Source organism: Ancylobacter sp. FA202 (assembly GCF_000380205.1).
Classification (GTDB): Bacteria; Pseudomonadota; Alphaproteobacteria; order Rhizobiales; family Xanthobacteraceae; genus Ancylobacter.
Window position 1 is genome coordinate 2,920,200 of record NZ_KB904818.1, and the last position, 25,555, is coordinate 2,945,754.

Below are 25,555 nucleotides of genomic sequence, written 5' to 3' on the forward strand. Positions count from 1 at the left end.
CCCCATGGTCAGCCTGTTCCTGCGAGCGGTCGATCTTCTCTCCAAAGTCGCTGGCCTCATCGCCGGGCTGCTGCTCGTCGCGGCGATGCTGGTGATCTGCGAGATGATCTTCCTGCGCTATGTCTTCCGCGCCCCCACCATCTGGCAGACCGATTTCGTGGTGTTCTCCGCCACGGCGGCGATGTTCCTCGGCGCGCCCTATGTGCTGAAGACCCGCGGCCATGTGGGCGTCGACGTGATCGAGATCGCGCTGCCGCCCGGCCCAAGGCGGGCTCTCGGCATCGTTGGTGCGCTGCTCGGCCTCACCTTCGCGGTGCTGATGACCATCGCCAGCGCGACGTTCTTTCACGAGGCCTATGTCAACGAATGGCGCACCTCGACGGTCGCGGCCATCACCCTGTGGATCCCGCTGCTGCCGCTGCCGGTCAGCTTCGCCCTGCTGTCGCTGCAATATGTCGCCGAGCTGGTCCGCCGCCTGAGCGGCGCCTATGAAGCCGAGGGTCACGCATGATGAGCCTTTCCCCCACTCTGTCCGGCGGGCTCATCATCGGCCTGCTGTTTCTGCTGCTCGCCACCGGCATGCCGATCGCCTTCGCGCTGGGCCTCACCGCCATTGGCGGGCTGTTGATGGCGAACGGCATCGGCGTGTTCGAGGTGCTGGCCGAGACCATGTTCGCCGGCATCGCCAACCTCGCCTATGTCTCGATCCCGATGTTCGTGCTGATGGGCGCGGCGGTGGCTGCCACCCCGGCGGGACGCGATCTCTACGAGGCGCTGGACCGCTGGCTTAACCGGGTGCCGGGCGGGCTGGTTCTGTCCAATATCGGCGCCTGCGCCATCTTCGCCGGCATGACCGGCTCCAGCCCGGCGACCTGCGCCGCCATCGGCAAGATGGGCATCCCGGAGATGCTCAAGCGCGGCTACCCCGCCTCGGTCGCCACCGGCTCGATCTGCGCCGGCGGCACGCTCGGCATCCTCATTCCGCCGTCGGTGACGATGATCGTCTACGGCATCGCCACCGAGACCTCGATCGGCCGGCTGTTCCTGGCCGGCGTCATGCCGGGGCTGATGCTCACCGCCATGTTCATGGCCTGGGCGCTTTATGATTGCCGCCGCAAGAACTTCACCTTCGACATCAGCGGCAATCGCTTCACCTTCGGCCAGAAAATTGCCGCGCTGCCCAAGGTCACGCCCTTCCTCATCATCATCGTCGGCACGCTCTATGTGCTCTATGGCGGCGTCGCCACGCCTTCCGAGGCGGCCGGCGCGGGTGCCTTCCTGACGCTCGGCGTCGTCATCATCATGTACCGGCTGTTCCAGCCGAAGCCGATCTTCGAGATCTTCTCCTCCACCCTGCGCGAAAGCGTGATGATCATGATGATCATGGCGTCGGCGGAACTCTTCGCCTTCGCGCTGTCCTCGCTGTTCATCACCCAGACCGTCGCCGCCGCCATCGCCGGGCTCGACGTGAACCGCTGGGTGCTGATGGCGCTGATCAACCTGTTCCTGCTGGTATCCGGCATGTTCCTGCCGCCGGTCGCCATCATCGTGATGTCGGCGCCGCTGCTCTACCCGATCATCGTGTCCTCGGGCTTCGACCCCTATTGGTTCGCGGTGGTGCTGACGATCAATATGGAGATCGGCCTCATCACCCCGCCGGTCGGGCTCAATCTGTTCGTGGTCAAGGCGATCGCGCCGCAGGTGCCGGCCCAGCAGGTGCTGCGTGGATCGGTGCCCTATGTGGTGCTGATGCTGATGGGCATCGTCATTCTCAGCCTGTTCCCGGAAATCGCCACCTGGCTTCCCACCTATGTGATGGGCCCGCTGTGAGGGCGGTCGGCGCCGGCGTGCCGGCCTGATCCCGTCCGTCGCTGGCGGGCGCGGCCAGTCCCGTGCCGGGCGTCCGCGCCCGCACACATTGTATTCCTTCTAAATCATTGTGATTGCGTAGAAAAACCGATCCGTCTATTCCCATTCCGCTGTGACCCAGGGTCAATGTTGTCGGCATGGGACGGAATGATTGGTCGGGCTTTTACGCCACGCATCGCTCGGCGCTGGTCGCCTATGCGACGCCGATCCTTGGCTCGCGCGAGGCGGCCGAGGACGTGGTCCATGACGCCTTCCTCAAATTCCCGCCCGCGAGCGAGGAGGCCGAGCGCGGCATCGGCTATCTCTACCGCATCGTCCGCAACCTTGCCTTCGACAGCTTGAAGCGGCGCAGGCTCGAATCCCGCACGCAATCGGACGCGCTTCCCGACTGGGCGCAGCCGGCGCCGGAGGCCTCGCCCGAGCGGCAGCTTATCGACCGGGACGAGCTGCGGCGGATGGCACGGCTGGTGAGCGAGCTGCCGCCCGAGCAGCGCGCGGCGCTGGAAATGTACCGTTTCGCCGGCTGCACGCTGGAGGAGGTCGCCGCCCGGCTGGGCATCTCGGTAGCCACCGCCCATCGGCATGTGCGCGCGGCGCTGGCGCGGCTGGCGCAGGAGCTCGACCGGGCGGGCGGGTGACAATCGCGATGTGGACATGAAAACTAGCGCGCAGCAGATCGTCTTCTGCATGGTAACGGTGCCGCTTCCTGAGAAGCGCGAATGAGCGGCGATACGCGCCTTGACTGACGATGCAACATTGTCGCTCCACGAGGTGGCGGCGGACTGGCTGATGCGGGTGCGGGAAGCGCCCGGCGATGCCGCGCTGGCGCGCGCGCTGGCGCAATGGCTGGAGGAGCGGGACGAGCATCGCCGTGCCTATGCCCGTGTCGAACATTCCTGGCAGCTCATGGCCGCGCTGGCGCCGGCCCCTGCGGAGCCTCGGGCCGATGAGCGGCAGGACGCCGCCGATTCCCGCGTCGTTTCCTTTCCGCGACGCCTGTGGCGCCCGCTGGCGATCGGCGCGGCGCTGGCGGCGGGCCTTGCGGCTTTTCTCGCTTTTCCCGCGCTGCTTCTGCTGCTGGAGGCGGATTACCGCACCGGCACCGGCGCGCGGCAGGCGCTTGCGCTTGAGGATGGCAGCCGGATCGAACTCGGCGCCGACAGCGCGGTGGCGGTGGACCTCAGCGGCTCCGCGCGCGTCGTCCGGCTGCTGGCGGGCGAGGCGTTCTTCGATGTGCGCCCCGATCCGGCCCGCCCTTTCGTGGTCGATGCCGGCGGTGTCGATGTCACCGTGCTCGGCACCCGCTTCAATGTGCGGCTCACCTCCACCGATGCCGGCGTCGAGCTGGCGGAGGGGGCGGTGAGCCTGGACTATCCCGGCCATGGGCAGGCGCATGCCCGGCTGGTGCCGGGCGAGAGCGCGCGGGTCGACCTGCGCACCGGCGCGCTGGAGAAGGGCGAGATCGCGGTGGACGACATCGCGGTCTGGCGCGAGGGCCGGCTGTTCGTCCAGGACGCGACGATCGCCGCCGTGGTCGAGCAGCTGCAGCGCTACCACCGCGCCTGGATCACCGTGCCGGACGGCACCCTGGCGCAGCAGCGCGTCACCGGCCTCTATGATCTCACCGATCCCGACCGCGCTTTGCGCGCGCTGGTGGAGCCGCATGGTGGCAGGATGCGGGAAATCTCGCCCTATATGCGGGTTCTCTCGCGCTTCTAGAAGATTTTGCCCGTCGGGATGAAAAACCGCATCCGCTCGATCGTCTGACACCCGGGATGCGTTCGCTGAACGCACGGAACGATCTGGGGAGTAGACTTGATGAGCGCGCCGATGCGCCCCGCCGACGATCACGCGGCGCGATCCTGCACGAACCGGCGCCTGCTGCGCCTGATGGCGACGACGGCCTTTGTCTCTCTGGCGGCCCTGTCCTCCGCCGTGGCGCAGACAGCGCCGGCGCCCGTCGCCACCAGCGCGGCCCGCCCGTTCAACATTCCCGCCCAGCCCCTCGCCAGCGCGCTGAACGCCTTCGGGCGGCAATCGGGCCTGCAGGTGACGCTGGCCTCCGCGACCTCGCGTGGCGTCACCTCGCGGCCGGTGCAGGGCAGCCTCACCCCGCAGCAGGCGCTTGCCCGCATGCTGGAAGGCACCGGCATCGCCTTCCGCATAACAGGCGAAGGCACCGCCGTGGTCGGCCAGAGCGCGCCGGTGGAAAGCCATGCCGGCGGCGCGGTCGAGGGCGAATTGCTGGACGTCATCTCGGTCGCCGGCGACGGCATCAGCCGGGGCGGCGTGGCCGAGACGGTGATCGGCCCGCAGGCGCTGGAGCGGCTCAACCCGCAGAACCTCGCCGATGTGTTCCGCGAGCAGCCCGGCATTGAGGTCGGCAGCTCGGTGCCGATGTCGCAGAAGGTCTATGTCCACGGCATCGAGGAGACCAACCTCGCCGTCACCATCGACGGCAGCCGGCAGAACAACAAGGTGTTCCACCATATGGGCACCAACCTGATCGACCCGGGCGTGCTGAAGGCCGTGCGCGTCGATGCGGGCGTCGCCCCCGCCGATGCCGGCCCCGGCGCGCTCGCCGGCTCGATCGCCTATGAGACCAAGGACGCGCGGGACTTTCTCGATGCCGACGGCTTCGGCGGCTTCGGCAAATACTCCTTCAACTTCAATGGTGACACCTCGCTCGCCAACATCACCGGCTACGCCCGGCAGGGCGGCTTCGAGACGCTGGGCTATTTCAACATCGGCCAGGGCAACGAGTTCACCGCCGGCAATGGCGATGTGGTGATGGGCACCAGCACCAACCTCATCAACGGCATCGGCAAGGTGTCCTACGAGGCCCCCACCGGCGACCGCTTCAGCATCAGCTATGAGAGCGTGAGCGACGACGCCCCGCGCCCCTACCGCGCTAATGGCTCGGACTTTCCCGGTGCGCGGCCCTGGGACCCGGAACTGACGCCCTACGATATCCAGCGCCAGAACACCGTGTTCACCTACACCGACTCCACGCCCGAGGGCTGGTGGGATCCCAAGCTGGTGCTGGCCTATAGCTCGACGGAGATCTCCAAGCTCACCTATCTCAACCCCCGCTCCGGGCTGCCCTCGCCCTATACGGTCTCCGGCAAGACCGACAGCTTCAACGGCAAGTTCGAGAACAAGTTCGCCTTCGGCATCGGCGATGTCATCGCCGGCATCGACTTCTACGACGACACCGCCCAGCTCTACGATCCCTATGACGCCGCCACCGAAAAGGCGACCAATGTCGGCCTCTACGCCCAGGCGCGGCTGGAGCCGTGGGAGCGCACCCGCCTGTCCTTCGGCGGCCGCGCTGATAACCAGTGGTTCACCGGCACCACAGGCGAGTCGTGGGACAATGCCGGGCTCAGCGGCAATGTCTCGGGCGAGTACGATGTGATCGAGAACTTCCTGACCGCGCGCGCCGGCTATTCCCATGTCTGGGCCGGTATTCCGCTGGCCGAGAATTTCTACATGAACCCGGCCTGGGACTATGACGGCGGCGCCGAGCCGGTGACCTCGAACAACGCCATGGCGGGGCTGAAGGCGACCTATCAGGGCTTCACCCTGGAAGGCAGCATCTTCCGCACCGACATCTACAATGCCCGCGTCGTCACCTACAGCAACCGCGTCCTGGGTGCGATCCGCGCCCGTGACATCGAATCGCGCGGCTTCGAGATTGCCGGCGGCTATGAATGGGAGACCGGCTTCGTCAGGGTGAAATATGCCGATATCGACGTCACCATCGACGGCGAGGCGGCGGATTCCGACACCGGCAACTACCTCGCCACGCCGGTCGGCCAGATGATCACCTTCGTCGCCGCCCACAGGATTCCCGAATGGGGCCTCACCATCGGCGGCAACATCGAGGTGGCGCTGGAGATGGACGACGTGCCGGCGCTGCTGCCGGATGGCGAGACGCTGACGACGACCATTCCCGGCTATACTGTCGTCAATGTCTATGCGGAGTACCGGCCGGTCACCGCGCCGCACCTGATGCTGCGGCTCGACATCAACAATCTGTTCGACGAGACCTATGCCAGCCGCGGCACCTATGGCCAGGACATCGCGGACGTCGTGCCGCTCTACCAGCCGGGGCGCTCTTTCATCGTCACCGCATCGGCGAAGTTCTGACCCGTCGATGACGGCACGCCCTGCCGCGCGCGCCGCCGCGCTTATTTCCCTGCTGGTCGCCGGGCTGGTCGCGCTCTGGCCGGCGGCGGCGGCGGCGCGGGAGATCGTCGACCTCGCCGGCCGCACGGTCATCGTGCCCGACAAGGTCGAGCGCCTCATCCTCGGCGAGGGCCGCTATATCCCGGCCCTCGCCATTCTCGACCGCGACGACCCCATCGGCCGCGTCGTCGGCATGATGGGCGAGTATGAGCAGGTCGATCCGGCGACCTATGCCCGCTTCCGCGCCCGCTTCCCCGCCATCGCCGACATTCCCCGCTTCGGCCGCGCTTCCCAGGACAGTTTCAGCCTGGAGCGGGCTTTGGCGCTGCGCCCGCAGGTGGCCATTTTCGGGCTCGACGGGCACGGCCCGGGAGCGAGCAATGCGCGGGTGATCGAGGTGCTCGCACAGGCCGGCATCGCTATCGTCTTCATCGATTTCCGCACCGATCCGCTGGTCAATACGCCCAAAAGCATCGAAGTGCTTGGCGCCGTGCTGGGGCGGGAGGAGGAGGCGGCGGCGTTTGTCGCCGAATGGCGCGCCGCCTATGAGCAGGTGCGCGATCGGCTGGCGCGGCACCGCCCGCCGGCGCCGCGCGTCTTCATTGAGAGCCGGGTGGGCCTGATGCCCTGCTGCGAGACCATGGTGCGCGGCATGATGGGCGATTTCGTCACCGCGACGGGCGGCAGCAACCTCGCCGCCGGCGTCATCCCCGCCGATGCCGGCACGGTCAGTCTCGAATATCTGCTGGTCAACCCGCCGGATATCTATATCGGCACCGCCATCGGCAGTGCCGCGAGCCCGCCCGACAGCCCGTGGATCGCGCTCGGGCCGGATGTCGCGCCCCGGCAGGCGGCCGAGAGCCTTGCCCGCGCCACCGGGCGCGTCGGCATCGCCGAAATGCCGGCGGTGAAAGCCGGCCGGGCGTTTGCCGTGTGGCACCATTTCTACAATTCGCCGTTCAATGTCGCGGCGCTGCAGGCCTTCGCGAAGTGGCTCCACCCCGAGCTGTTCGCCGATCTCGACCCGGAAGGCCTGCTGCGCCGGCTGCACCAGCGCTTCCAGCCCTTCCCATTGGAAGGCACCTATTGGACCGCGATGCCGCCCTAAGGCACCGCCCGGTCATCGGACATACACGGTGGGCCAAATCAGAGAGCTTGATTTGCGTCCACGTGTCGGCTATCGTCGACATATGGACACGGATCAAGCTCTCTCCGCCTTCGCGGCGCTTTCGCAGCCGACCCGGCTCGATGTCTTCCGGCTGCTCGTCGCCCATGAGCCGGAGGGGCTGGCGGCCGGCGAGGTGGCGCGCCGGCTCGACGTGCCGCACAACACGCTCTCCACCCATTTCGGCATTCTCGCCCGCGCCGGGCTGATCGGCGCCGAGCGCCAGAGCCGGCTCATCATCTACCGCGCCCAGCTGGAGGCGGTACGTCATCTGGCTTCCTTTCTCCTGAAGGATTGTTGCGGCGGCAAGCCGGAGATCTGCGCCCCGCTGATCGCCGATCTTCAGCCCTGCTGCCCTACCGGGGCCCATGAGGCCGACGCCTATGACGCCCAAGGAAACTCCACCGAGGAGGCCTGCGATGTCGCCTGAGAGTGCCGCCGTCACCATCTTTCACAACCCCGCCTGCGGCACCTCGCGCAACGTGCTGGGGCTGATCCGCAATGCCGGGATCACGCCTGTTATCATCGAATATCTGAAGACCCCGCCGAGCCGCGAGGAACTGGTGGCGCTTATCACCTGCATGGGCATTCCGGTCCGCGCCCTGCTGCGCGAGAAGGGCACGCCCTATGCGGAGCTTGGGCTCGGCGATCCCGCGCTCAGCGACGACGCGCTGCTCGACGCGATGATGGCGCACCCGATCCTGATCAACCGCCCCATCGTCGTCACCCCGCGCGGTGTAAAACTGTGCCGGCCCTCGGAGGCGGTGCTGGACCTCATCGACGCCCCGCAGCGCGGCGAATTCCGCAAGGAAGACGGCGAGCTGGTCATCGACGCCAGCGGCCATCGCGCCGGCTGAACGAGAACCGGAACCCCCGATGTCCCAGACAATGGCGATGACGCCCCGGCCCGCGCGGCTGTCCTTTCTCGACCGCTACCTCACCGTGTGGATTTTCGCGGCGATGGCGCTGGGCGTTATCCTCGGCACGGTGTTCACCGGCCTGCCGGAGGCGCTGAACACGCTCTCGGTCGGTTCCACCAACATCCCGATCGCGATCGGGCTGATCCTGATGATGTATCCCCCGCTCGCCAAGGTGCGCTACGAGGAGCTGCACCGCGTCTTCGCCGACAAGCGGGTGCTGGTGCTGTCGCTGGTGCAGAACTGGCTGATCGGCCCGACGCTGATGTTCGCCCTCGCGGTGATCTTCCTGCGCGACTACCCGGAATATATGACCGGGCTGATCCTCATCGGGCTGGCGCGCTGCATCGCCATGGTGCTGGTGTGGAACCAGCTGGCCAAGGGCGACAACCAGTATGTCGCCGGGCTGGTGGCGTTCAACTCGATCTTCCAGATCCTGTTCTTCTCGACCTATGCCTGGCTGTTCCTCACCGTGCTGCCGCCATTGTTCGGGCTGGAGGGTAGCGTGGTGGATGTCAGCTTCTGGACCATCACCGAGGCGGTGCTGATCTATCTCGGCATTCCCTTCCTCGCCGGCTTCCTCACCCGCCGCGTCCTCATCGCCCGCAAGGGGCCGGACTGGTACGCCAACGTGTTCCTGCCGAAGATCAGCCCGATCACGCTCGGCGCGCTGTTGTTCACCATCGTCGCCATGTTCAGCCTGAAGGGCGGCGATCTCGTGCGCCTGCCGATGGACGCGGTGATCATCGCCATTCCGCTGACGATCTATTTTATCGTCCAGTTCCTCATCAGCTTCGCCATGGGCAAGCTGATCGAGGCGGATTATCCCCGCACCACGGCGATCGCCTTCACCGCCGCCGGCAATAATTTCGAGCTGGCGATCGCGGTCGCCATCGCCGCCTTCGGCCTTGCCTCGCCGGTGGCCTTCGCCGCCGTCATCGGGCCATTGGTCGAGGTGCCGGTGCTGATCCTCCTGGTGCATGTCGCGCTGCGGCTCGGCCGGTGGTGGTTTCCACGGACGGCGCCCGGCGCCTCTTGAGGGGCGGTAAGTGATATTTCGACATTTGTCGAAACAGGGCTTGACCACTGATGGCGGCGGCGCCTAGCTTATTTCCATGAATCTCGAACAAGCCTCCCGCCAGCTTGAATCCCTCGGCAACCCCACCCGGCTGCAGATCTACCGGACGCTGGTGCGGGCGGGGCATGCCGGCCTGCCGGTCGGCGGCCTGCAGGAGCGGATCGGCATCGCCGCCTCGACGCTGTCGCATCATCTCAAGCGCCTCGTCGACACCGGGCTGGTGACGCAGGAGCGCCACGCCACGACGCTGATCTGCCGCGCGCATTACCCCGCCATGGAGGCGCTGATCGGCTATCTCGCCGACGAATGCTGCGCCGATGCCGGCTGCGCCGCGCACGACAGCGGCGGGCAGGGGGCACCCGTCACGGACGGCGTGGCGCGGGCGGGCGGAGTGCGGGCGTGAGCGAGAATGTTCTTGTCGCCGGTGCCGGCGAGCATCGCCCGCCCGGCGCGCGCAGCCTGTTCGTCACCGGGCTCGGCATCGGCCAGGTCTGCTCCTGGGGCTCGCTCTATTACAGCTTCCCGCTGATCGCCGAGGCGATGGGCCATGAACTCGGCTGGTCGAAGAGCGCGCTCTATGGCGCGGCGACGCTGGGGCTCGCCTTCGCAGGGCTTGCGGCCTATCCCATCGGCGCCGCCATCGACCGCGGCCATGGCCGGGTGATCATGACCATTGGCTCGGTGCTGGCCGGCCTGCTGCTGGTGCTGTGGTCGCAGGTCGAGAGCCTCGCTCTGTTCTATGTCGCGGTGGCCGGCATCGGCGCCCTGCAGGCGGCGACACTGTACGATCCCGCCTTCGCCGTCATCGCCCGCCGCTCCGGCCCTTCGCATGCGCGGGCGGGGATCACGGCGCTGACCCTGTGGGGCGGCTTCGCCTCCACCGTGTTCATCCCGCTGGTGCAACTGCTGCTCGATACGGTGGGCTGGCGCGAGGCGCTCATGGTGCTGGCTTGCATCAACATCCTTGTCTGCGCCGGCTGCTACTGGTCGGTGATCGACCCCGCCGCCGACGCGCCGCCGCACCGCTCCTCCTCGGCGGCGCCGCTCAGCGGCAGGGCAGCGGTGGCATGGGCGGCGCGGCAGCCGGTGTTCTGGGCGCTGGCGGTGGCGTTCACCGCCTATTCCGCCGCCTTCTCGGCCTTCACCTTCCATCTCTACCCGATGCTGGTGGAGAAGGGGTTCGAGGTCTCCGCCGTTGTCGCCGCCATGACGCTGATCGGCCCGGCGCAGGTGGCGGGGCGCGTCGCCATCTGGGTGTTCGCGCCGCGTGCGCCGGTGCGGCTGATCGGCTCGGTCACGGTGGCGGTGTTCCCGCTGGCGCTGGTGGCGCTCGACGTGCTGCCGCCGAGCTTCCTGCTGATCGCGCTCGTCGCTTTGTTCTATGGCGCGGCGAACGGCATCACCACCATCGTGCGCGGGCTCTCCGTACCGGAAATGCTCACCCGCGAGGCCTATGGCGCGGTGAACGGAGCGATGTCGGCGCCGAGCACGATCTCGCGCGCGGTGGCCCCGCTCGGCGCCGCGCTCATCTGGTCGATGTCGGGCTCCTATGACGGCGTGCTCGCCGCCATCATCGTCCTGACGCTGCTGCTGGCGTGCGGCTTCTGGCTCGCCGCCTTCCTGTCGCGCCGCGCATCATCCGAGGCTGCCCGATGACCACAGACGATTTCACCGACGCGCTCGACCCCGCCCATTTCGACCGGCCGGACGCGGACAAGCTGTCGCCCGCTAGCCCGCTGAGCCATCCCCCGCGCATCCTGCTGCTGTACGGCTCGCTGCGCGAGCGGTCCTATAGCCGGCTACTGGTCGAGGAGGCGGCGCGCCTGCTCACCGCCATGGGGGCGGAAACCCGCATCTTCGATCCGCGCGACCTGCCGATGCCGGACGCCGTGCCGGCCGACCATCCCAAGGTGCAGGAATTGCGCAGCCTGTCGGAATGGTCGGAGGGCCAGGTCTGGTGCAGCCCGGAGCGGCACGGCACCATCACAGGCGTGTTCAAGAGCCAGATCGACTGGCTGCCGCTGGAATATCGTGGCATCCGCCCGACCCAGGGGCGCACGCTGGCGGTGATGCAGGTGTCGGGCGGCTCGCAATCCTTCAATGCGGTGAACACGCTGCGCGTGCTCGGCCGCTGGATGCGGATGATCACCATCCCCAACCAGTCCTCGGTCGCCAAGGCGTTCGAGGAGTTCAATGAGGACGGGCGGATGAAGCCGTCGCCCTATTATGACCGGGTGGTCGATGTGATGGAGGAGCTGATGAAGTTCACTCTGCTCACCCGCGACCGCCGGGACTATTTCACCAGCCGCTACAGCGAGCGCCGCGAGGCCGCGCTCAAGGCGGCGGTGGCGGCGGAGGCGGATCTCTCCACCATCGCCATGACCGAGACGGCCCCGTCGCGGTGACAGGCCGCGCCTGATTATGTCGATCCGTCCCGAAATAAAGCCGATAGAAATGGCGCTTCTCCGCCGTTTCGCGCTCCAGAGGTGCCGGCACTGTCACTGAACTGTCATCCCGGACTGCTACGGCGCAGCGAGCTGCGAGAGATCGCGCGCGTCAGCCAGCCGAGAGGAAACCGGGCATGAGAGTCGGCATCAACGGCATGGGGCGGATCGGGCGGCTGGCGCTGCGGGCGGCGATGGGGGCGGCCGAGCGCCAGGCGAGCGACCCGCGCGCCGGCAACCGGCTCGACATTGTCCATGTCAATGAGCTCAAGTGCGGCGCGGCGGCGACCGCGCATCTCATCGAATTCGACAGCGTGCAGGGCCGCTGGCGCGCGCCGATCGAGGCGTCAGGCGAAGACGCGGTCATCATCGATGGCGGGCGCATCAGCTTCTCCGCCCATGCCGCGCCGGCCGACATCCACTGGGGCGATCTCGGTGTCGATATCGTGCTGGAATGCACCGGCAGGTTCCTCACCCCGGCCGCGCTGCAGGGGCATCTGGACCGGGGCGCCCGGCGCGTCATCGTCGCCGCGCCGGTTAAGGACCCGTCGGTGCTCAATGTCGTCGTCGGCGTCAATGAGCAGCTTTATGAGCCGGCGATGCACCCCATCGTCACGGCGGCGTCCTGCACCACCAACTGCCTCGCCCCCGTGGTGAAGGTGGTGCATGAGGCGATCGGCATCCGCCACGGCCAGATCACCACCATCCACAACCCGACCAACACCAATGTGGTGGTCGACGCGCCGCATAAGGATCTGCGCCGCGCCCGTTCCGCCATGCTCTCGCTGCAGCCGACCACCACCGGCAGCGCCACCGCCATCGCGCTGATCTATCCGGAGCTGAAGGGCAAGCTGAACGGCCATGCGGTGCGCGCGCCTGTCCTCAACGCCTCGCTCACCGATGCGGTGTTCGAGATGCAGCGCCCGACCAGCGTCGAGGAGGTGAACGACCTGTTCCGCGCGGCGGCGGCGGGCGCGCTCAACGGCATTCTCGGCTATGAGCCGCGCGCGCTGGTGTCCGCCGACTATGCCCGCGACACCCGCTCCTCCATCGTCGACGGCCTCTCGACCATGGTCACCGACGAGACCCTGCTGAAGGTTTACGCCTGGTACGACAATGAGATGGGCTATGCCTGCCGCATGGTCGATCTCGCCTGCCACATGCACAAGGTCGGGATTTGACCATGACAGGCTCCTCAGGCAGCGGGCTGCGCAACTACGCCATCGTGACGGCGGCCTATTGGGGCTTCACCCTCACCGATGGCGCCCTGCGCATGCTGGTGCTGTTCACCTTCTTCCAGCTCGGCTATTCGCCCTTCACGCTCGCCTTCCTGTTCCTGCTCTATGAGGCGGCGGGCATCGGCGCCAATTTCATCGGCGGCTGGCTGGCGGCGCGCTACGGCATCACCCGCATGCTCACCGTCGGGCTGGTGACGCAGATCGCCGGCTTCCTGCTGCTCTCCGCCGCCTCGCCGGAATGGGGCAGCACGCTGCTCGTCACCTGGGTGCTGCTGGCGCAGGGTGTGTGCGGCGTCGCCAAGGACCTGACCAAGACCGCCTCGAAATCGGCGATCAAGATCACGGAATCGCAGGCGGGCGGGCAGGCCGAGGGCCGGCTGTTCAAATGGGTGGCGTGGTTCACCGGCTCGAAGAACGCGATGAAGGGCGTCGGCTTCTTCCTCGGCGGGCTGCTGCTGCAGCTGGTCGGCTTCCGCTATGGGCTGTGGCTGATGGCGGGCGCGCTCTTTCTCGTCATGCTCGGCGTGGTGTTCTCGCTCCCCGCCATGATGGGCAAGGCCAAGGCCAGCGCCAGCGCGCGCGAACTCTTCGCCAAGTCGAAGGGCATCAACCTGTTGGCGGCCGCCCGCGTCGCCCTGTTTGGCGCGCGCGATGTGTGGTTCGTCGTCGGCGTGCCGGTTTTCCTCTATGCCAGCGGCTGGACCTTCACCATGGTCGGGGCGTTTCTGGCGCTGTGGACCATCGGCTACGGGCTGGTGCAGGCGGCGGCGCCCGCGCTGGTCGCGCGCAGCCCCGACGGGCTGTCGCGCGAGGTGCCGGCGGCGCGGTGGTGGTCGCTGGGGCTCGCCCTCGTGCCGGCGCTGATCGCCGCCGCGCTGGCGCTGGCGCCGCCTGATCCGACGCTGGTGCTGGTCATCGGCCTCGGCGTGTTCGGCGTCGCCTTCGCGGTTAACTCGTCGGTGCATTCCTATCTCGTGCTCGCCTATGCGGGCTCGGAGAAGGCGGCGGAGGATGTCGGCTTCTACTATGCCGCCAACGCGGCCGGGCGCTTCCTCGGCATCCTCGCCTCCGGCTTCCTCTACCAGTTCGGCGGAATCTATGCCTGCCTTCTCGGCTCGGCTTTGATGCTGTTCCTCTGCTGGCTGATCACGCTGGCGCTGCCGACGCGGGCGGATTCACCGAGGCCGACGGTTCGAGCCGCCCACTAAAGCCGTTTCGGCGCCGGCGGCCTCGCGCCGCGCGTGTTGACGAAGACGGCGTAGAGCGAGGTGTGGCCGCAGATGAACAGGCGGTTGCCGGCCGCGCCGCCAAAGGCGAGGTTGCCGACGCGCTCGGGCACGCGGATCTTGCCGAGCAGGTCCCCCTCCGGTGTGTAGCAATGCACCCCGTCGCCGGCGCTCGACCACAGGCGCCCGGCCTCGTCGACGCGAAACCCGTCCGGGGCATGGGGCGTCACCTCAGTGACGACCCTGCTATCGGCGAGCGTGTTGTCGGCGCGGACGGTGAAGGCGCGGATATGGCGGTTGCCGGCCTCGCGGCCGATGCCGCCGGAATCGGCGATGTAGAGCAGGCTTTCATCGGGTGAGAAGGCGAGGCCGTTGGGCTGGCCGAAATCGTCGGCCACCACGGCCAGCGTGCCCGCGCGCGGGTCCAGCCGGAACACATAGCGCCCGTCCTGCTCGGGCTCCGCCCGGCCGCCTTCATAGTCCGAGGCGATGCCGTAGGTCGGATCGGTGAACCAGAGCGTGCCGTCCGACTTCACCACCACATCGTTCGGCGAATTGAGCCGGGCCCCCCGGTAGCGGTCGGCGAGAACGGTGAGCGTGCCATCCGGCTCGGTGCGGGTGAGGCGGCGGGTGCGGTGCTCGCAGGTCACAAGCCGCCCCTGCCGGTCGCGCGTATTGCCATTGGCGAAGTTGGAATCGGCCCGGAACACGCCGACGGCCTGCGTGTCCTCGCACCAGCGCATCAGCCGGTTGTTGGGAATGTCGCTCCAGATCAGGCAGCGCTGGTCGGCGAAATAGACCGGCCCCTCGCACCAGCGCATCCCCGTATGCAGCCGCTCCAGCCAGGCAATGGGGAGGATGAGGTCGCGGAAGCGGGGATCGATGATCTCGAACACATCAAGCATCGGGGTACTCTCGGTGGCGGTATGGAGAGCCTCCGGCCCTGCCGGGAGACAGATGAACCCGGCCGACGGGCTTGCGCAACTGGTATAATGAGATACTCTTGCTACCATCGAGCGGCAGAAGACCGCCGATGCCTGGGAAATCCATCAAGAGCCCCACCAACGGGGCCAATGGGAGGAACGATATGCGCCTGAAAACCCTTTCGCGCGCCTGTGCCACAGCCTGCGCGACCTTTGCCCTTATTGCCGCCGGCGCCCTGCCGGCGCTCGCCACGCCGGACAAGCCGGTAATCGCGCTCGCCAATGCCTATTTCGGCAATAGCTGGCGCCACCAGATGGTCGATGCCTTCAAGGAAGCCGCCGAGAAGGCCAAGGCCGATGGCAGGATCGCCGACTACATCATCCTGAATGGCGATGGCACCGTCGCCCAGCAGAACAGCCAGATCGCCGAGCTGATCCTGAAGAAGGTCGATGCCATCGCCGTCGACGCCGCTTCCGAGACGGCGGTGAACGGCATCATCGAAAAGGCCTGCAAGGCCGGCATCAAGGTGGTGTCCTTCGATTCCATCGCCTCCGCCCCCTGCAACTGGCAGCTCAATTTCGACTTCAAGGGCTACAAGCGCGAGCAGGCCGAGTGGGTGCTGAAGAAGATCGGCGGCAAGGGCAATGTCATCGTCGTGCGCGGCGTGAAGGGCTCGGCGCCGGATGCCGACATGTATGGCGCGCAGGAAGCCGTGCTGAAGAACTACCCCGACGTGAAGGTGGTGGCGACCGTCTATGGCCAGGCCACCGCCTCCGTCGCCCAGTCGGCAGTGGCCAATGCGCTGCCCAGCCTGCCGCATGTCGATGCGGTGCTCGGCCAGGGCGGCTCGGACGACACCGGCATCGCCCAGGCGTTCGACCAGTATGGCGGCGAGTACGCCAAGAAGATGCCGGTGATCGAGGGCGGCGGTTCCTCCAACTTCATCCAGTGGTGGGCGAAGCAGAAGGACGCCAACGGCTATTCCACCATCTCGATGAACACCACGCCCGGCATTGGCGGCGCCGCCTTCTGGCTGGCCTATGAGCTGGTCAAGGGTGCCAACCCGCCCAAGCTGATGATCATGCCGGTCGCCACCGTCACCGACGACAATCTCAAGGACTATCAGAGCCTTCCGGCCGGCGTTATCGTCAGCCCGTCCTATTCCCAGCAATGGGTGCAGGACAATCTGCTCAAGGCGAAGGCGGGTAACTGACCCGCCGGCCGATCGCTTCCCGAGGCAGACCACGGAACCTGATGATGACGGCAGTCTTCCCTGCCGCGCAGGACGCCCCGGCCGCCAGCGCCGGGGTGTCGGCGCCGCTTCGCCGCTCGCCCCCCGCCGCCGGGACGGACCCTGGCGCCCCCCACCCGCCGGTGGTGCGTCTGTCCGGCATCTGCAAGGCGTTCGGCCCCACCCGGGCCAATGACGGCATCGATCTTGTGGTCGCGCCCGGCGAGGTGCTGGGCCTCGTCGGCGGCAATGGCGCCGGCAAGTCGACGCTGATGCGTGTGCTGTGCGGCGTCACCCGCGCCGATGAAGGCAGCCTGCAGATCCGCGGCGTCGACATCGCCCCCGACCTCTACGACACCACGCTGGCGCAGGCCGGCGGCATCCGCATCGTCCATCAGGAATTGTCGCTCTGCGACAATCTCTCGGTGGCGGAGAACTTCTTTCTGGAAGCGCCGGAAGCGGCGCGGGCGCTGCCGGGCTGGCGCCGCATCTTTCGCGCCCGCGCCCGCGCCGCGCTGGACGAAGTGTTTCCCGATCACGGGATTTCGGTCGACGCCCGCGTCGCCCATCTGCAGATCGGCCAGCGGCAGATGGTGGAGATCGCCCGCGCCGTCGCCACCCCGCAGGTGCGCCTCGTCATTCTCGACGAGCCGACCTCCTCGCTCGGGCTGGAGCGCAGCCGGCAGCTGCGCGCCTTCATCAAGGCCCGCACCAGAGAGGGGCTCGCCTTTATCTTCATCAGCCACAAGCTGCAGGAGGTGGTGGACATCGCCCACCGCGTTCTGGTGCTGCGCAATGGCCGTTCCGTCTGGTCCGGGCCGGCCGTGGAGGCGAGCGTGGAAGCGCTGGTGCAGGCGATGGGCGGCCCGACTGAGGGAGTGATGGCGAGCCGCCGCGCCGCCCGCCCCGCCATTGGCGAGGGCGCGCGCGAAAGGGTCCGCCTGAGCGGCGCCCTCATTGCCCCGCTCGGACGCGACGTGGTGCTGCGCGCCGGCGAGGTGGTCGGCCTTGCCGGGCTGGAAGGTTCCGGCCAGCGCGACCTGCTGCACGGGCTCTATGGAAGGCCCGGCCCGGGCATCTCCCGCGCGGGCAAGGCCAGCTTCGTCTCCGGCGACCGGCAGAAGGAAGGCGTCTTTCCGCTCTGGAGCGTGCTCTCCAACATCGCCCTCGGCCGGCTGGAAAGCCGGGCGCCGCTGGGGCGGGTCGATGACGGGCAGGAGCGTGACGCCGCCCGCGCCGCCGCCGAAAAGCTGAAGCTCGATCCCGCCCGTTTCGATTCCCCGATCCTCGACCTGTCCGGCGGCAACCAGCAGAAGGCGCTGGTCGCCCGGGCGCTGGTGGGCGAGGCCGACACGATCCTGTTCGATGATCCGACGCGCGGCGTCGATGTCGCGGCCAAGGAAGATTTCTACGCGCTGATCGGCTCGGTGGCGCGGGCCGGGCGCCTCGTCATCTGGCACTCGACGGAAGACATCGAATTCCTCGAATGCGACCGGGTGCTGGTGTTCTCAGGCGGGCGCATCGTGCGCGAGCTGGTGGGCGACGAGATCACCGAGGCGGCGATCGTCGATGCGTCCTTCGCCGGCACCGGCGCGACCGAGCGCGACGCCACCGCCGGCGCGCGCGGCCCGCTCGACCGGCTGGTCGATCTTGCCCCCTTTGCCAGCCTCGCCGCCGTGTTCGCGCTGATGGCGTGGGTGAACCCGCTCACCGTCTCGATGTTCGGGCTCGAATTGCTGCTGGGGCCGGCGATCGCGCTGGTGCTGGTGGCGCTGGCGCAGATGTTCGTGGTCGGCGGCAGCGAGATCGACCTCGGCGTCGGCGCCTTTGCCGGCCTGATCAATGTGCTGAGCGCCACGCTGCTGTTCGACACGCCCTGGCTTGGCGGGGTGGCGCTCCTCGCCAGCGTCCTCGCCTATGGGCTGATCGGCGCGACGATCCAGCTGCGGCGCATCCCCGCCATCGTCGTCACGCTGGGCGCGTCCTTCATCTGGCTCGGCCTTGGCTACACGCTGCAGCCCACCCCCGGCGGCGCGTCGCCGGAATGGCTGTCGGCGGCCTTCGCCTGGACGCTGGCCGATGTGCCGGCCACGCTGATCCTCATCGCGGTGGCGGCCGTGATCGCCCTGGCGATCGACCGCTCGCCGCTCGGCGTCGTGCTGCGCGGCTTCGGCAATAACGCGCAGGCGATGACGCTGGGCGGCTGGTCGCCGCTGCGCTACGCCATCATGCGCTACATGCTGGCGAGCCTGTTCGCGCTGGCGGCGGGCCTGTCGCTCACCGCCATCAACACCGCCAGCGACATCAATGCCGGCGGCCCGTTCACCCTTATCAGCGTCGCCGCCGTGGTCATGGGCGGCTGCGCGCTGATCGGCGGGATGATCTCGCCGCTCGGCGTGGTGGCGGGCGCGCTCACCCTCGCTTTGGTGGGGGCGCTGCTCGGCGCTCTCGGCGTTTCCACCGACTACAATGCCGCCGTGCAGGGCTGCCTGCTGCTGTCCATGCTGGCGCTGCGCGCGCTCGCCGACCGCCGGGAGGCCCGCCGATGACCGCGCTGATGGAACGGCTGGAACGCCACCGCTGGGTCTGGTCGGCGCTTGGCGTGCTGCTGCTCTGGGCGGTGCTGTCGATCACCACCGGGCGGTTCAGCCTGCATTCGCTGTCCGGGGTGGCGATTTCGGCGAGCTTTCTCACCCTCGTCGCGCTCGGCCAGATGCTGGTCGTCACCACCGGGCGCGGCAATATCGACCTGTCGATCGCCAGCGTGCTGACGCTGAGCGCCTTTGCCAGCATCGTGGTGGCGGCCGGTTCGGATGCCCGCCTGCCGCTGGCGCTGGCGGCGGTGCTCGGCATCGGGCTGGTGACGGGGCTCGCCAATGCGCTGCTGGTCGTCGTGCTGCGCATCCCCGCCATCATCGCCACGCTGGCGACCGGCTATATCCTCGCCACCGCTACGCTGATCGCCAATCGCTGGGCAGCGGGCTTCTCGATGAGCCCCTTCCTGAAGACGCTGGCCGCCGGCCGGGTCGAGGGCGTGCCGCTGATGCTGGTTATCGCGGTGATCGCGGTGGCGCTCGCCGGCCTGCTGCTGGGCCGCACCGTCTATGGGCGCCGGCTCTCCGCCGTGGGGCAGAACGAGCGGGCGGCGGCGCTCGCCGGCATCCGCACCGGCCGCGTCATTGCTTCCGCGTTCCTGGCCTCGGCCCTGCTGGCGGCGCTGACGGGGATGCTGCTCGGCGCCTATGTCGGCGGCGCGTTTCTGGAGATGGGCCAGCCCTATTTGCTGCAGTCGCTCGGCGCGGTGGTGTTGGGCGGATCGCTGATTTTCGGCGGCTCGTCGACGGCGCTCGGCACGCTGTGCGGCAGCTTCCTTCTCATCCTCATCGTCACCACCATGCAGATCGCCGGCCTGCCGGCGGGGACGCAGGACATCGTGCAGGGGCTCGTCGTCATCGCCGTGCTGGCGCTGGCGGGCGGGCGCGCGGTGCGCCGCCGCCGCGCCGCCCCCAAGCCGGAGGCTGTGGCGCCATGACCGCCGGCCTTTCGTCCGACGCGCTGCGCCTCGCTTTGTATGGCACCGCCGCGCCGGAGCCGGAGGTGCGCATTCTCACCGCCGGGCCACTGAGTGCGGAACTGATCGAGGGCAATCTGCGCAATATCCGCTTCCACGGCGTGGAGGTGCTGCGGGCGATCTCCTTCGTGGTGCGCGACAAGGACTGGGGCACTTATGCGCCCACGCTCAGCGATCTCGTCATCGAGGAAGGCGAGGGGCGCTTTGCGGTCCGCTACCGCGCCGAGTGCGTCGGGCCGGGCGGGGAGCGGCTGGTCTATGCGGGGCGCATCGAGGGGACACCGGCTCGCCTCGTCTTCGAGGGCGAGGCGGTGCCGGAGGGCGACTTCCTCACCAATCGCTGCGGCTTCACCGTCCTTCACCCCGTTATCGGCCTCGCCGGCGCGGAGGTCGAGGTCGAGCATGTCGATGGGCGCCGCGTGCCGGCGCGCCTGCCGGACCTGATCGACCCGGCGCAGCCCTTCAAGGACATGCGGGCGATCAGCCACAGTGTCGCGCCGGGGGTGCGGGCGACCTGCCGCATGGAGGGCGACGCTTTCGAGATGGAGGACCAGCGCAACTGGTCGGACGCTTCCTACAAGACCTATGTCCGCCCGCTGTCCCTGCCCTGGCCCTATGTGCTGCCGGCCGGCGTGCCGGTGCGCCAGCGCGTGACGCTCGCCATCCTCGCGGAAGCCGCCGGGGCGCCCACCCCGCAGGCCGATGCGCCGGTGGCGCTCACGCCAGGCGCGACGCGCGGGCGGCTGCCGCGCTTCGGGCTGGCGATCGCCCCCGAGGAAGCCGCCGCGACGTTTGAGGCCGGCGACGAGCTGGCCGCGCTCGCCCCCCAGACCCTGCTGTTTCATTTCGACCCCACCGCCGGGCACGGGCCGGCGGAGCTCGCGGCCTTCGCCAAACTCGCGGCCGCGCAAAGCGGGGAAGCCGTGCTGGAATATGTGGTGCCCTGCGCCCGCCCGCTGGACGCGGAATTCGGCGACCTCGCCGGGCAGGTGGCGGCGGCCGGGCTGCGGCTCGACGCCATCGCCGTCAGCCCCTCGGTTGATCGGCGCTCCACCCCGCCCGGCAGCGTCTGGCCGCCCTGTCCGCCGCTGGAGGAGGTCTATGAAGCCGCCCGCCGCGCCTTTCCCGCGCTGCGGCTCGGCGGTGGCATGTTCAGCTATTTCACCGAGCTGAACCGCAAGCGCCCGCCGGTGGCGCTGCTGGATTATGTCACCCATTGCACCTGCCCGATCGTGCACGACGCCGACGACCGCGCGGTGATGCAGTCGCTGGAGGCGCTGCCCTTCATCCTGCGCTCGGCGCGGGCCATCATCGGCGTGGATAAGCCCTACCGCATCGGCCCCTCGACCATCGGCATGCGTCAGAACCCCTATGGCGCGCGGGTGATGCCCAATCCCGCGCGCCGGCGGGTGCCGATGGCGCAGATCGACCCACGGCAGGACGGTCTGTTCGCCGCCGCCTATATGGTCGGCACGGCCGCGCGTCTCGCGGCAGCGGGGGTGGAGAGCTTCATCGGTGCCGCCCTCACCGGCCCGTTCGGCCTGCTGGCCGGGCCGGGGGAGGGCGGGCGCCGCCCGGTCTTCCATGCGGCGCGCTGGCTGGCGGCGATCGGGGGCGCGCCGGCGATCGCCCTGGTTTCCGCCGACCCGTCACGGGTGCTGGCGCTGGCCGGCGCGACGCAAGCCGGGGACCGGGTGCTGCTGGCCGCGAATCTCACGCCACGCGAGCAGGCCCTGGCTCTGCCCTTCGGTGGGCGGGCGCGGCTGCTGGATGAGACGAGCGTGCTGAGTGGCGAGGGCCCGCGCCCGGTGGAGATCGGCGCCGGGCCGTTCACCCTGCCGCCCTACGCCGTGCTGCGTCTGGAAGGGTGAAGGATCACCCCTGCCGGGTGAACAGCGCGCTGGAGCGGTCGAGATGCTTGACCATCAGCGCCTCGGCGCCGTCGGCATCGTGGCGGGCGATGTGGTCGATGATCTCCTCATGCTCGACCAGGGTGACATTCTCGCGGCCCGACCAGGTCAGCATTTCCGTATAGTACTGGCGCAGCCAGGACAGCATCGCCTCGCTCACCGCCTCGAAGATCGTGTTGCCTGAAATCGCCGCGATCTGGGTGTGGAAGCGCATGTCATAGGCGATGAACTGCTTGGGCTCGCTCACCGCCTTGGCCTGCTGGTCGAGAATGCCGCGCAGCCGCGCCACATCCTCGGCGGTGGCGCGCTGCGCCGCCTCGCGGGCCATGCCGCGCTCGAAGAAGCGGCGAGCCTGCTTGAGATGTTCGAGGCTGTCCGGCGAGGCGGAGAGCAGGATCTGCGCCGTGAGGTCCACCTGCTGGAACAGCGAGCGCGCGGAGAGCTGCTGCACCCGCGCCCGCTCGCCATGGGTGATGGCGATCAGGCCGATATTGGCCAGCGCCTGCATCGCCTCGCGGATGGCGGGGCGGCCGACGCCGAAGCGCTCCATCAGGTCGCGCTCGGAGGGCAGGGCGTCGCCCGGCCCCAGCTCGCCCGAGGTGATCAGCGTCTTCAGGCGGTCGAACACCTCATGGGACAGCTTTCGTCGCACTATGGTGTCGGAAACATCAGCCATTCACACGCTCCTGCCAGGTCTGGGCCGTCTCGCCGCGGATCGGCATGTTGAGCATACCAGTGGCGTCCGCGGCGGGCCAGCCTGCCCTGCCCGGCTCGCTTCCCGCGTCAGTGCATCGCCTTGGCGCTGTAGGGCAGCCAGGTGGCGATGCCGGGCACGGCGATGATGAGGAGCACCACGACGATCAGCGCGAGGATGAACGGCGCCGCCGCCCTGCTGCCGCGCAGCAGGTCGGTCTTGGCGATGCCGCAGGTGACGAACAGGCAGGCGCCGACGGGGGGCGTGATCAGGCCGATGGCGAGGCCGATGACGGTGACGACGCCGAACTGGACGGGGTCGATGTCGAGCCGCTTCACCAGCGGCCACAGCACCGGCACCAAGATGATGATGTTGGCGGCGAGGTCCAGCAGCATGCCGGCGATGAGATAGACGCACAGGATCAGCAGCAGCACCAGCTGCGGGTTGTTGGTCAACTCCAGGATGAACTGCGCCGCCGCCTGCGGAATCTGTTCGCGGGTGACGATCAGCCCGTACACCGACGCGGCGGCGATCATCAGCATCACGATGCCTGTCGTGACGGCGCTGTCGAGAATGATGCCCGGCAGGTCGCGCCAGGCGATGGTGCGGTAGACATAGCGCCCCACCAGCATGCCATAGACGACGGCGACCACCGAGGCCTCTGTCGGGGTGGCGATGCCGTAGCGGATCGAGCCGATGATGACGACGGGCATCAGCAGGCCCCACACGCTGGCGCGGGTGGCGCGGGCGATGGAGCCCAGCGTCGGGCGCGGGCCGCGCTGGTAGCCCTGCCGCACCGCGATCAGCCACGCCGTGACCATCAGCGCCACCGTCATCAGAATGCCCGGCACGATGCCGGCAATGAACAGGTCGCTCACCGAGACGCCGGTGACGACGGCGAACACGATCATCGGGATGGAGGGGGGAATGACCACGGAAATGGTCGAGGCCGCCGCCGTCACGGCGGCGGTGAAGGGCGCGCCATAGCCCTTCTTCAGCATGGGGGGGATCAGCGCGCCGCCGGTGGAGGAGGCTTCCGCCACCGCCGAGCCGGTCATCCCGCCCATCAGCATGCCGGCGCCGATATTGGCGTGCGCCAGCCCGCCGCGCATCCAGCCGACCAGCGTGTCGGCGAAATCGATGATGTCGCGGGCAATGCCGCTGCGGGCCATCAGATGCCCGGCAAGCAGAAAGAACGGCACCGCCAGCAGCACGAAGCTGTCCATGGCGGCGGTCATTTTCTGCACCACCAGTGCCAGCGGCAGCCCGCCATAGAGCAGCGCCATCGCCGACGCCACGGCGAGGGCGAAGGAAACCGGCATGTTCAAAATGAGCAGCACGGCGAAAGCGACGAAGAGAACCGTGGCCATGGATCTTACTCCTGGGGAACAGCCGGCGAGGGCTGGCGGGCGCCATAGGCCCAGCCGATCAGGATGTCGCCGATGATGAGGACGCACATGGCCGCATAGCCGGCGTAGACGTAGCTCATCGGTACGTCGAGCACGGCGGAGGGCTGGTTGTTGGTGAGGCTGAGGAAGCCGAGGCAGGCGTAGAGCGTCCAGCCGCAATAGACGAGGACCAGCGCCTCGACGATCCGGCCGCAGGCCCGCTCCAGCCCCGGAAGTCGCAGATAGGTCACGGCGTCGAGCGCGATATGCGCCCGCTTGGTCCAGGCGAACCAGGCCGAGAGATAGCCGACCCAGACGAAGAGGTAGCGCGCCAGCTCCTCCGACCAGGTCAAGGGATCGTTGAAGACGTAGCGCCAGATCACCTGGCCGAGGCACACGAGCACCATCGCGCTCAGCAGGGCGCAGAGCAGGCCACGCGCCAGCCATTCCACGCCGGTCCAGAACTTCAAGAGCATGTCACACCTCTCCCGTGGAGGCGGGGGCCTCCGGGCTGCGGCTGCGTTGGCTTGCAGGCCGCCCCCGGCGAGGGAGCGGCATTTTGGATGACGAACCGGCCGCCGCCGTTGGTCTGCGGCAATTTTGGCTTGTGAGCCGGCCGCCGCCGTCAGGGCTGCGGCAATTTTGGCTTACGAACCGGCCGCAGCCCTTGGGCTGCGGCCGACGCGCGCGGCTCAGTTCGCGGCGGCCTTGATCTTGGCCACGACAGCGGGATCGATGTTCTTGAACGCCGAGGCGGTGTTGGCGGTGGCTTCCTGGAACGGGGTGATGTCGACCTGCTCGACGATCATGCCCTTGTCGGCCAGCAGCTTCAGCTGCTCGGTTTCCAGCCGGGCCGAGGTCTGGCGCTGAAAGGTCGTCGCCTCGATCAGCGCTTCCTTCAGGATGGTCTGCTGCGCCGGCGTCAGGCGGTCCCACACCTGCTGGCTGAACAGCACGAGATGCGGGCCATAGACGTGGCGCGTCAGCGTCATGTACTTCTGCACCTCCCACAGCGAGTTGCTGTAGACGATGGTGACCGGGTTCTCCTGGGCGTCGATCACGCCCTGGCTGAGGCTGGTGAACACTTCGCCCCACACCATCGGAATGGGGGAGGCGCCCAGCTCCTTGAAGGCGGCGATGTGCACCGGGTTCTGCATGGTGCGCAGCTTCATGCCCTTGAGGTCGGCCGGCGACTTGACTTCCTTCTTGCTGGTCAGGCTGCGCCAGCCATTCTCCCACCAGGCGAGGCCGATAATGCCGCGGTCCTGGAACTTGGCCAGCAGGTCCTGCCCGACCTCGCCGTCCAGCACCTTGTAGGCATGCTCCGAGCTCTTAAACAGGAAGGGCAGGTCCACCGTGCCGAGCGAGGGCACGAAGGCGACGAGCGGGCCGGTGGAGACCACCGCCATGTCGACCGTGCCGAGCTGCAGGCCCTCGACCATCTCGCGCTCTTCGCCGAGCTGGCGGTCGGGATAGATCTCGATCTTCAGGTCGCCCTTGCTCTTCTCGGCGACGATGTCAGCGAATTTCTGCAGGGCGATATGGGTGGGGTGCGCCGTCTGCGTGCCGTGGCCGGCCTTGATGATGGTGGTGGCGAAGGCCGGCGTGGCGAAGGGCACGGCGGCGAGACTGAGCGCGGCGGCGGCCGCGAGGGCGATGATCCGGTTCATGGCGTTCCTGTCCCTGTTGGATTTGATGCGTCCGGGGCC

At 68.3% G+C, this 25,555-nt stretch carries 23 protein-coding genes; 18 read left to right on the forward strand and 5 right to left on the reverse strand.

The annotated features are described in order from the left end of the window. The first annotated feature begins 4 nt into the window (after nt 1-4). The 14 genes from A3M1_RS0113275 (at nt 5) to arsJ (ending at nt 14,110) form a co-directional block, all read left to right on the forward strand. Nucleotides 5-511: a TRAP transporter small permease subunit gene (locus tag A3M1_RS0113275; protein ID WP_018389463.1), complete on the forward strand. Its 507-nt coding sequence runs from the start codon at nt 5-7 to the stop codon at nt 509-511. Continuing rightward, the gene (locus A3M1_RS0113280) at nt 508-1,830 is read left to right on the forward strand and encodes a TRAP transporter large permease (RefSeq protein WP_018389464.1); all 1,323 of its coding nucleotides are present in this window, start codon (nt 508-510) and stop codon (nt 1,828-1,830) included. The genes A3M1_RS0113275 and A3M1_RS0113280 overlap by 4 nt, the downstream gene beginning before the upstream one ends. Nucleotides 1,831-2,006: 176 nt before the next feature. After that, complete coding sequence (locus tag A3M1_RS0113285; RefSeq protein ID WP_018389465.1) at nt 2,007-2,507, forward strand: RNA polymerase sigma factor; 501 nt, start codon at nt 2,007-2,009, stop codon at nt 2,505-2,507. Between the two features lie 100 nt (nt 2,508-2,607). Next, nucleotides 2,608-3,588, forward strand: coding sequence for a FecR family protein (locus A3M1_RS0113290; RefSeq protein WP_245261668.1), 981 nt, complete (start codon nt 2,608-2,610; stop codon nt 3,586-3,588). Nucleotides 3,589-3,687: 99 nt separating this feature from the next. Then, nucleotides 3,688-6,021, forward strand: a complete 2,334-nt coding sequence (locus tag A3M1_RS0113295; RefSeq protein ID WP_018389467.1) for a TonB-dependent receptor — start codon at nt 3,688-3,690, stop codon at nt 6,019-6,021. A 7-nt stretch (nt 6,022-6,028) separates the two neighbouring features. Then, the gene (locus A3M1_RS0113300) at nt 6,029-7,168 is read left to right on the forward strand and encodes an ABC transporter substrate-binding protein (protein WP_018389468.1); all 1,140 of its coding nucleotides are present in this window, start codon (nt 6,029-6,031) and stop codon (nt 7,166-7,168) included. Nucleotides 7,169-7,250: 82 nt separating this feature from the next. Continuing rightward, nucleotides 7,251-7,655, forward strand: a complete 405-nt coding sequence (locus A3M1_RS0113305; RefSeq protein ID WP_018389469.1) for a helix-turn-helix transcriptional regulator — start codon at nt 7,251-7,253, stop codon at nt 7,653-7,655. After that, a complete protein-coding gene (gene arsC, locus A3M1_RS0113310; RefSeq protein WP_018389470.1) occupies nt 7,645-8,082 on the forward strand; it encodes an arsenate reductase (glutaredoxin) in 438 nt (145 codons plus the stop codon). Before A3M1_RS0113305 ends, arsC begins: the two co-directional genes overlap by 11 nt. Nucleotides 8,083-8,119: 37 nt before the next feature. Further along, nucleotides 8,120-9,181, forward strand: coding sequence for an ACR3 family arsenite efflux transporter (arsB, locus tag A3M1_RS0113315; RefSeq protein ID WP_198291177.1), 1,062 nt, complete (start codon nt 8,120-8,122; stop codon nt 9,179-9,181). Between the two features lie 76 nt (nt 9,182-9,257). Then, entirely contained in the window at nt 9,258-9,623 is a 366-nt protein-coding gene (locus A3M1_RS0113320) for a helix-turn-helix transcriptional regulator (RefSeq protein WP_018389472.1), read from the forward strand. Beyond that, nucleotides 9,620-10,876 carry an MFS transporter gene (locus A3M1_RS0113325; RefSeq protein ID WP_018389473.1) on the forward strand — a complete coding sequence of 419 codons (1,257 nt, stop codon included), beginning with the start codon at nt 9,620-9,622 and terminating at the stop codon, nt 10,874-10,876. Before A3M1_RS0113320 ends, A3M1_RS0113325 begins: the two co-directional genes overlap by 4 nt. After that, on the forward strand, nt 10,873-11,625 hold the full coding sequence (gene arsH, locus A3M1_RS0113330) for an arsenical resistance protein ArsH (RefSeq protein WP_018389474.1): 753 nt from the start codon (nt 10,873-10,875) through the stop codon (nt 11,623-11,625). The genes A3M1_RS0113325 and arsH overlap by 4 nt, the downstream gene beginning before the upstream one ends. Before the next feature lie 176 nt (nt 11,626-11,801). Continuing rightward, nucleotides 11,802-12,845, forward strand: coding sequence for an ArsJ-associated glyceraldehyde-3-phosphate dehydrogenase (locus A3M1_RS0113335; protein ID WP_018389475.1), 1,044 nt, complete (start codon nt 11,802-11,804; stop codon nt 12,843-12,845). A 2-nt stretch (nt 12,846-12,847) separates the two neighbouring features. After that, nucleotides 12,848-14,110: an organoarsenical effux MFS transporter ArsJ gene (gene arsJ / locus A3M1_RS0113340; protein ID WP_018389476.1), complete on the forward strand. Its 1,263-nt coding sequence runs from the start codon at nt 12,848-12,850 to the stop codon at nt 14,108-14,110. Here arsJ and A3M1_RS0113345 read toward each other — a convergent pair. Further along, a complete protein-coding gene (locus A3M1_RS0113345) occupies nt 14,107-15,033 on the reverse strand; it encodes an SMP-30/gluconolactonase/LRE family protein (protein WP_018389477.1) in 927 nt (308 codons plus the stop codon). The genes arsJ and A3M1_RS0113345 overlap by 4 nt on opposite strands. Nucleotides 15,034-15,215: 182 nt before the next feature. On the opposite strand from A3M1_RS0113345, the gene A3M1_RS0113350 reads away from it, so the two are divergent. The 4 genes from A3M1_RS0113350 to A3M1_RS0113365 are packed head-to-tail and all read left to right on the forward strand — an operon-like array spanning nt 15,216 to nt 21,725. After that, on the forward strand, nt 15,216-16,265 hold the full coding sequence (locus tag A3M1_RS0113350; RefSeq protein WP_018389478.1) for an ABC transporter substrate-binding protein: 1,050 nt from the start codon (nt 15,216-15,218) through the stop codon (nt 16,263-16,265). 41 nt (nt 16,266-16,306) lie between these two features. Then, nucleotides 16,307-18,832 carry an ATP-binding cassette domain-containing protein gene (locus A3M1_RS0113355; protein ID WP_018389479.1) on the forward strand — a complete coding sequence of 842 codons (2,526 nt, stop codon included), beginning with the start codon at nt 16,307-16,309 and terminating at the stop codon, nt 18,830-18,832. Further along, a complete protein-coding gene (locus A3M1_RS0113360) occupies nt 18,829-19,815 on the forward strand; it encodes an ABC transporter permease (RefSeq protein WP_018389480.1) in 987 nt (328 codons plus the stop codon). The genes A3M1_RS0113355 and A3M1_RS0113360 overlap by 4 nt, the downstream gene beginning before the upstream one ends. Next, complete coding sequence (locus A3M1_RS0113365; RefSeq protein ID WP_018389481.1) at nt 19,812-21,725, forward strand: hypothetical protein; 1,914 nt, start codon at nt 19,812-19,814, stop codon at nt 21,723-21,725. The genes A3M1_RS0113360 and A3M1_RS0113365 overlap by 4 nt, the downstream gene beginning before the upstream one ends. Nucleotides 21,726-21,729: 4 nt before the next feature. Here A3M1_RS0113365 and A3M1_RS0113370 read toward each other — a convergent pair whose 3' ends face one another. The 4 genes from A3M1_RS0113370 to A3M1_RS0113385 all read right to left on the reverse strand — a co-directional run bounded on the left by A3M1_RS0113370 (nt 21,730) and on the right by A3M1_RS0113385 (nt 25,516). After that, nucleotides 21,730-22,440: a transcriptional regulator NanR gene (locus A3M1_RS0113370; protein WP_018389482.1), complete on the reverse strand. Its 711-nt coding sequence runs from the start codon at nt 22,438-22,440 to the stop codon at nt 21,730-21,732. Nucleotides 22,441-22,547: 107 nt separating this feature from the next. Then, a complete protein-coding gene (locus tag A3M1_RS0113375; protein WP_018389483.1) occupies nt 22,548-23,828 on the reverse strand; it encodes a TRAP transporter large permease in 1,281 nt (426 codons plus the stop codon). 5 nt (nt 23,829-23,833) lie between these two features. Continuing rightward, on the reverse strand, nt 23,834-24,322 hold the full coding sequence (locus A3M1_RS0113380; RefSeq protein WP_018389484.1) for a TRAP transporter small permease: 489 nt from the start codon (nt 24,320-24,322) through the stop codon (nt 23,834-23,836). A 216-nt stretch (nt 24,323-24,538) separates the two neighbouring features. Beyond that, entirely contained in the window at nt 24,539-25,516 is a 978-nt protein-coding gene (locus tag A3M1_RS0113385) for a TRAP transporter substrate-binding protein (protein ID WP_018389485.1), read from the reverse strand. Between the last annotated feature and the right edge of the window lie 39 nt (nt 25,517-25,555).

Excerpts from the sequence above, each read along its gene's own strand:
- A3M1_RS0113275 (WP_018389463.1), top strand. The coding sequence starts at position 5 with ATGGTCAGCCTGTTCCTGCGAGCGGTCGATCTTCTCTCCAAAGTCGCT.
- A3M1_RS0113280 (WP_018389464.1), top strand. The coding sequence starts at position 508 with ATGATGAGCCTTTCCCCCACTCTGTCCGGCGGGCTCATCATCGGCCTG.
- A3M1_RS0113285 (WP_018389465.1), top strand. The coding sequence starts at position 2,007 with ATGGGACGGAATGATTGGTCGGGCTTTTACGCCACGCATCGCTCGGCG.
- A3M1_RS0113295 (WP_018389467.1), top strand. The coding sequence starts at position 3,688 with ATGAGCGCGCCGATGCGCCCCGCCGACGATCACGCGGCGCGATCCTGC.
- A3M1_RS0113300 (WP_018389468.1), top strand. The coding sequence starts at position 6,029 with ATGACGGCACGCCCTGCCGCGCGCGCCGCCGCGCTTATTTCCCTGCTG.
- A3M1_RS0113305 (WP_018389469.1), top strand. The coding sequence starts at position 7,251 with ATGGACACGGATCAAGCTCTCTCCGCCTTCGCGGCGCTTTCGCAGCCG.
- arsC (WP_018389470.1), top strand. The coding sequence starts at position 7,645 with ATGTCGCCTGAGAGTGCCGCCGTCACCATCTTTCACAACCCCGCCTGC.
- arsB (WP_198291177.1), top strand. The coding sequence starts at position 8,120 with ATGACGCCCCGGCCCGCGCGGCTGTCCTTTCTCGACCGCTACCTCACC.
- A3M1_RS0113320 (WP_018389472.1), top strand. The coding sequence starts at position 9,258 with ATGAATCTCGAACAAGCCTCCCGCCAGCTTGAATCCCTCGGCAACCCC.
- arsH (WP_018389474.1), top strand. The coding sequence starts at position 10,873 with ATGACCACAGACGATTTCACCGACGCGCTCGACCCCGCCCATTTCGAC.
- A3M1_RS0113335 (WP_018389475.1), top strand. The coding sequence starts at position 11,802 with ATGAGAGTCGGCATCAACGGCATGGGGCGGATCGGGCGGCTGGCGCTG.
- arsJ (WP_018389476.1), top strand. The coding sequence starts at position 12,848 with ATGACAGGCTCCTCAGGCAGCGGGCTGCGCAACTACGCCATCGTGACG.
- A3M1_RS0113345 (WP_018389477.1), bottom strand. The coding sequence starts at position 15,033 with ATGCTTGATGTGTTCGAGATCATCGATCCCCGCTTCCGCGACCTCATC.
- A3M1_RS0113350 (WP_018389478.1), top strand. The coding sequence starts at position 15,216 with ATGCGCCTGAAAACCCTTTCGCGCGCCTGTGCCACAGCCTGCGCGACC.
- A3M1_RS0113355 (WP_018389479.1), top strand. The coding sequence starts at position 16,307 with ATGATGACGGCAGTCTTCCCTGCCGCGCAGGACGCCCCGGCCGCCAGC.
- A3M1_RS0113360 (WP_018389480.1), top strand. The coding sequence starts at position 18,829 with ATGACCGCGCTGATGGAACGGCTGGAACGCCACCGCTGGGTCTGGTCG.
- A3M1_RS0113365 (WP_018389481.1), top strand. The coding sequence starts at position 19,812 with ATGACCGCCGGCCTTTCGTCCGACGCGCTGCGCCTCGCTTTGTATGGC.
- A3M1_RS0113370 (WP_018389482.1), bottom strand. The coding sequence starts at position 22,440 with ATGGCTGATGTTTCCGACACCATAGTGCGACGAAAGCTGTCCCATGAG.
- A3M1_RS0113375 (WP_018389483.1), bottom strand. The coding sequence starts at position 23,828 with ATGGCCACGGTTCTCTTCGTCGCTTTCGCCGTGCTGCTCATTTTGAAC.
- A3M1_RS0113380 (WP_018389484.1), bottom strand. The coding sequence starts at position 24,322 with ATGCTCTTGAAGTTCTGGACCGGCGTGGAATGGCTGGCGCGTGGCCTG.
- A3M1_RS0113385 (WP_018389485.1), bottom strand. The coding sequence starts at position 25,516 with ATGAACCGGATCATCGCCCTCGCGGCCGCCGCCGCGCTCAGTCTCGCC.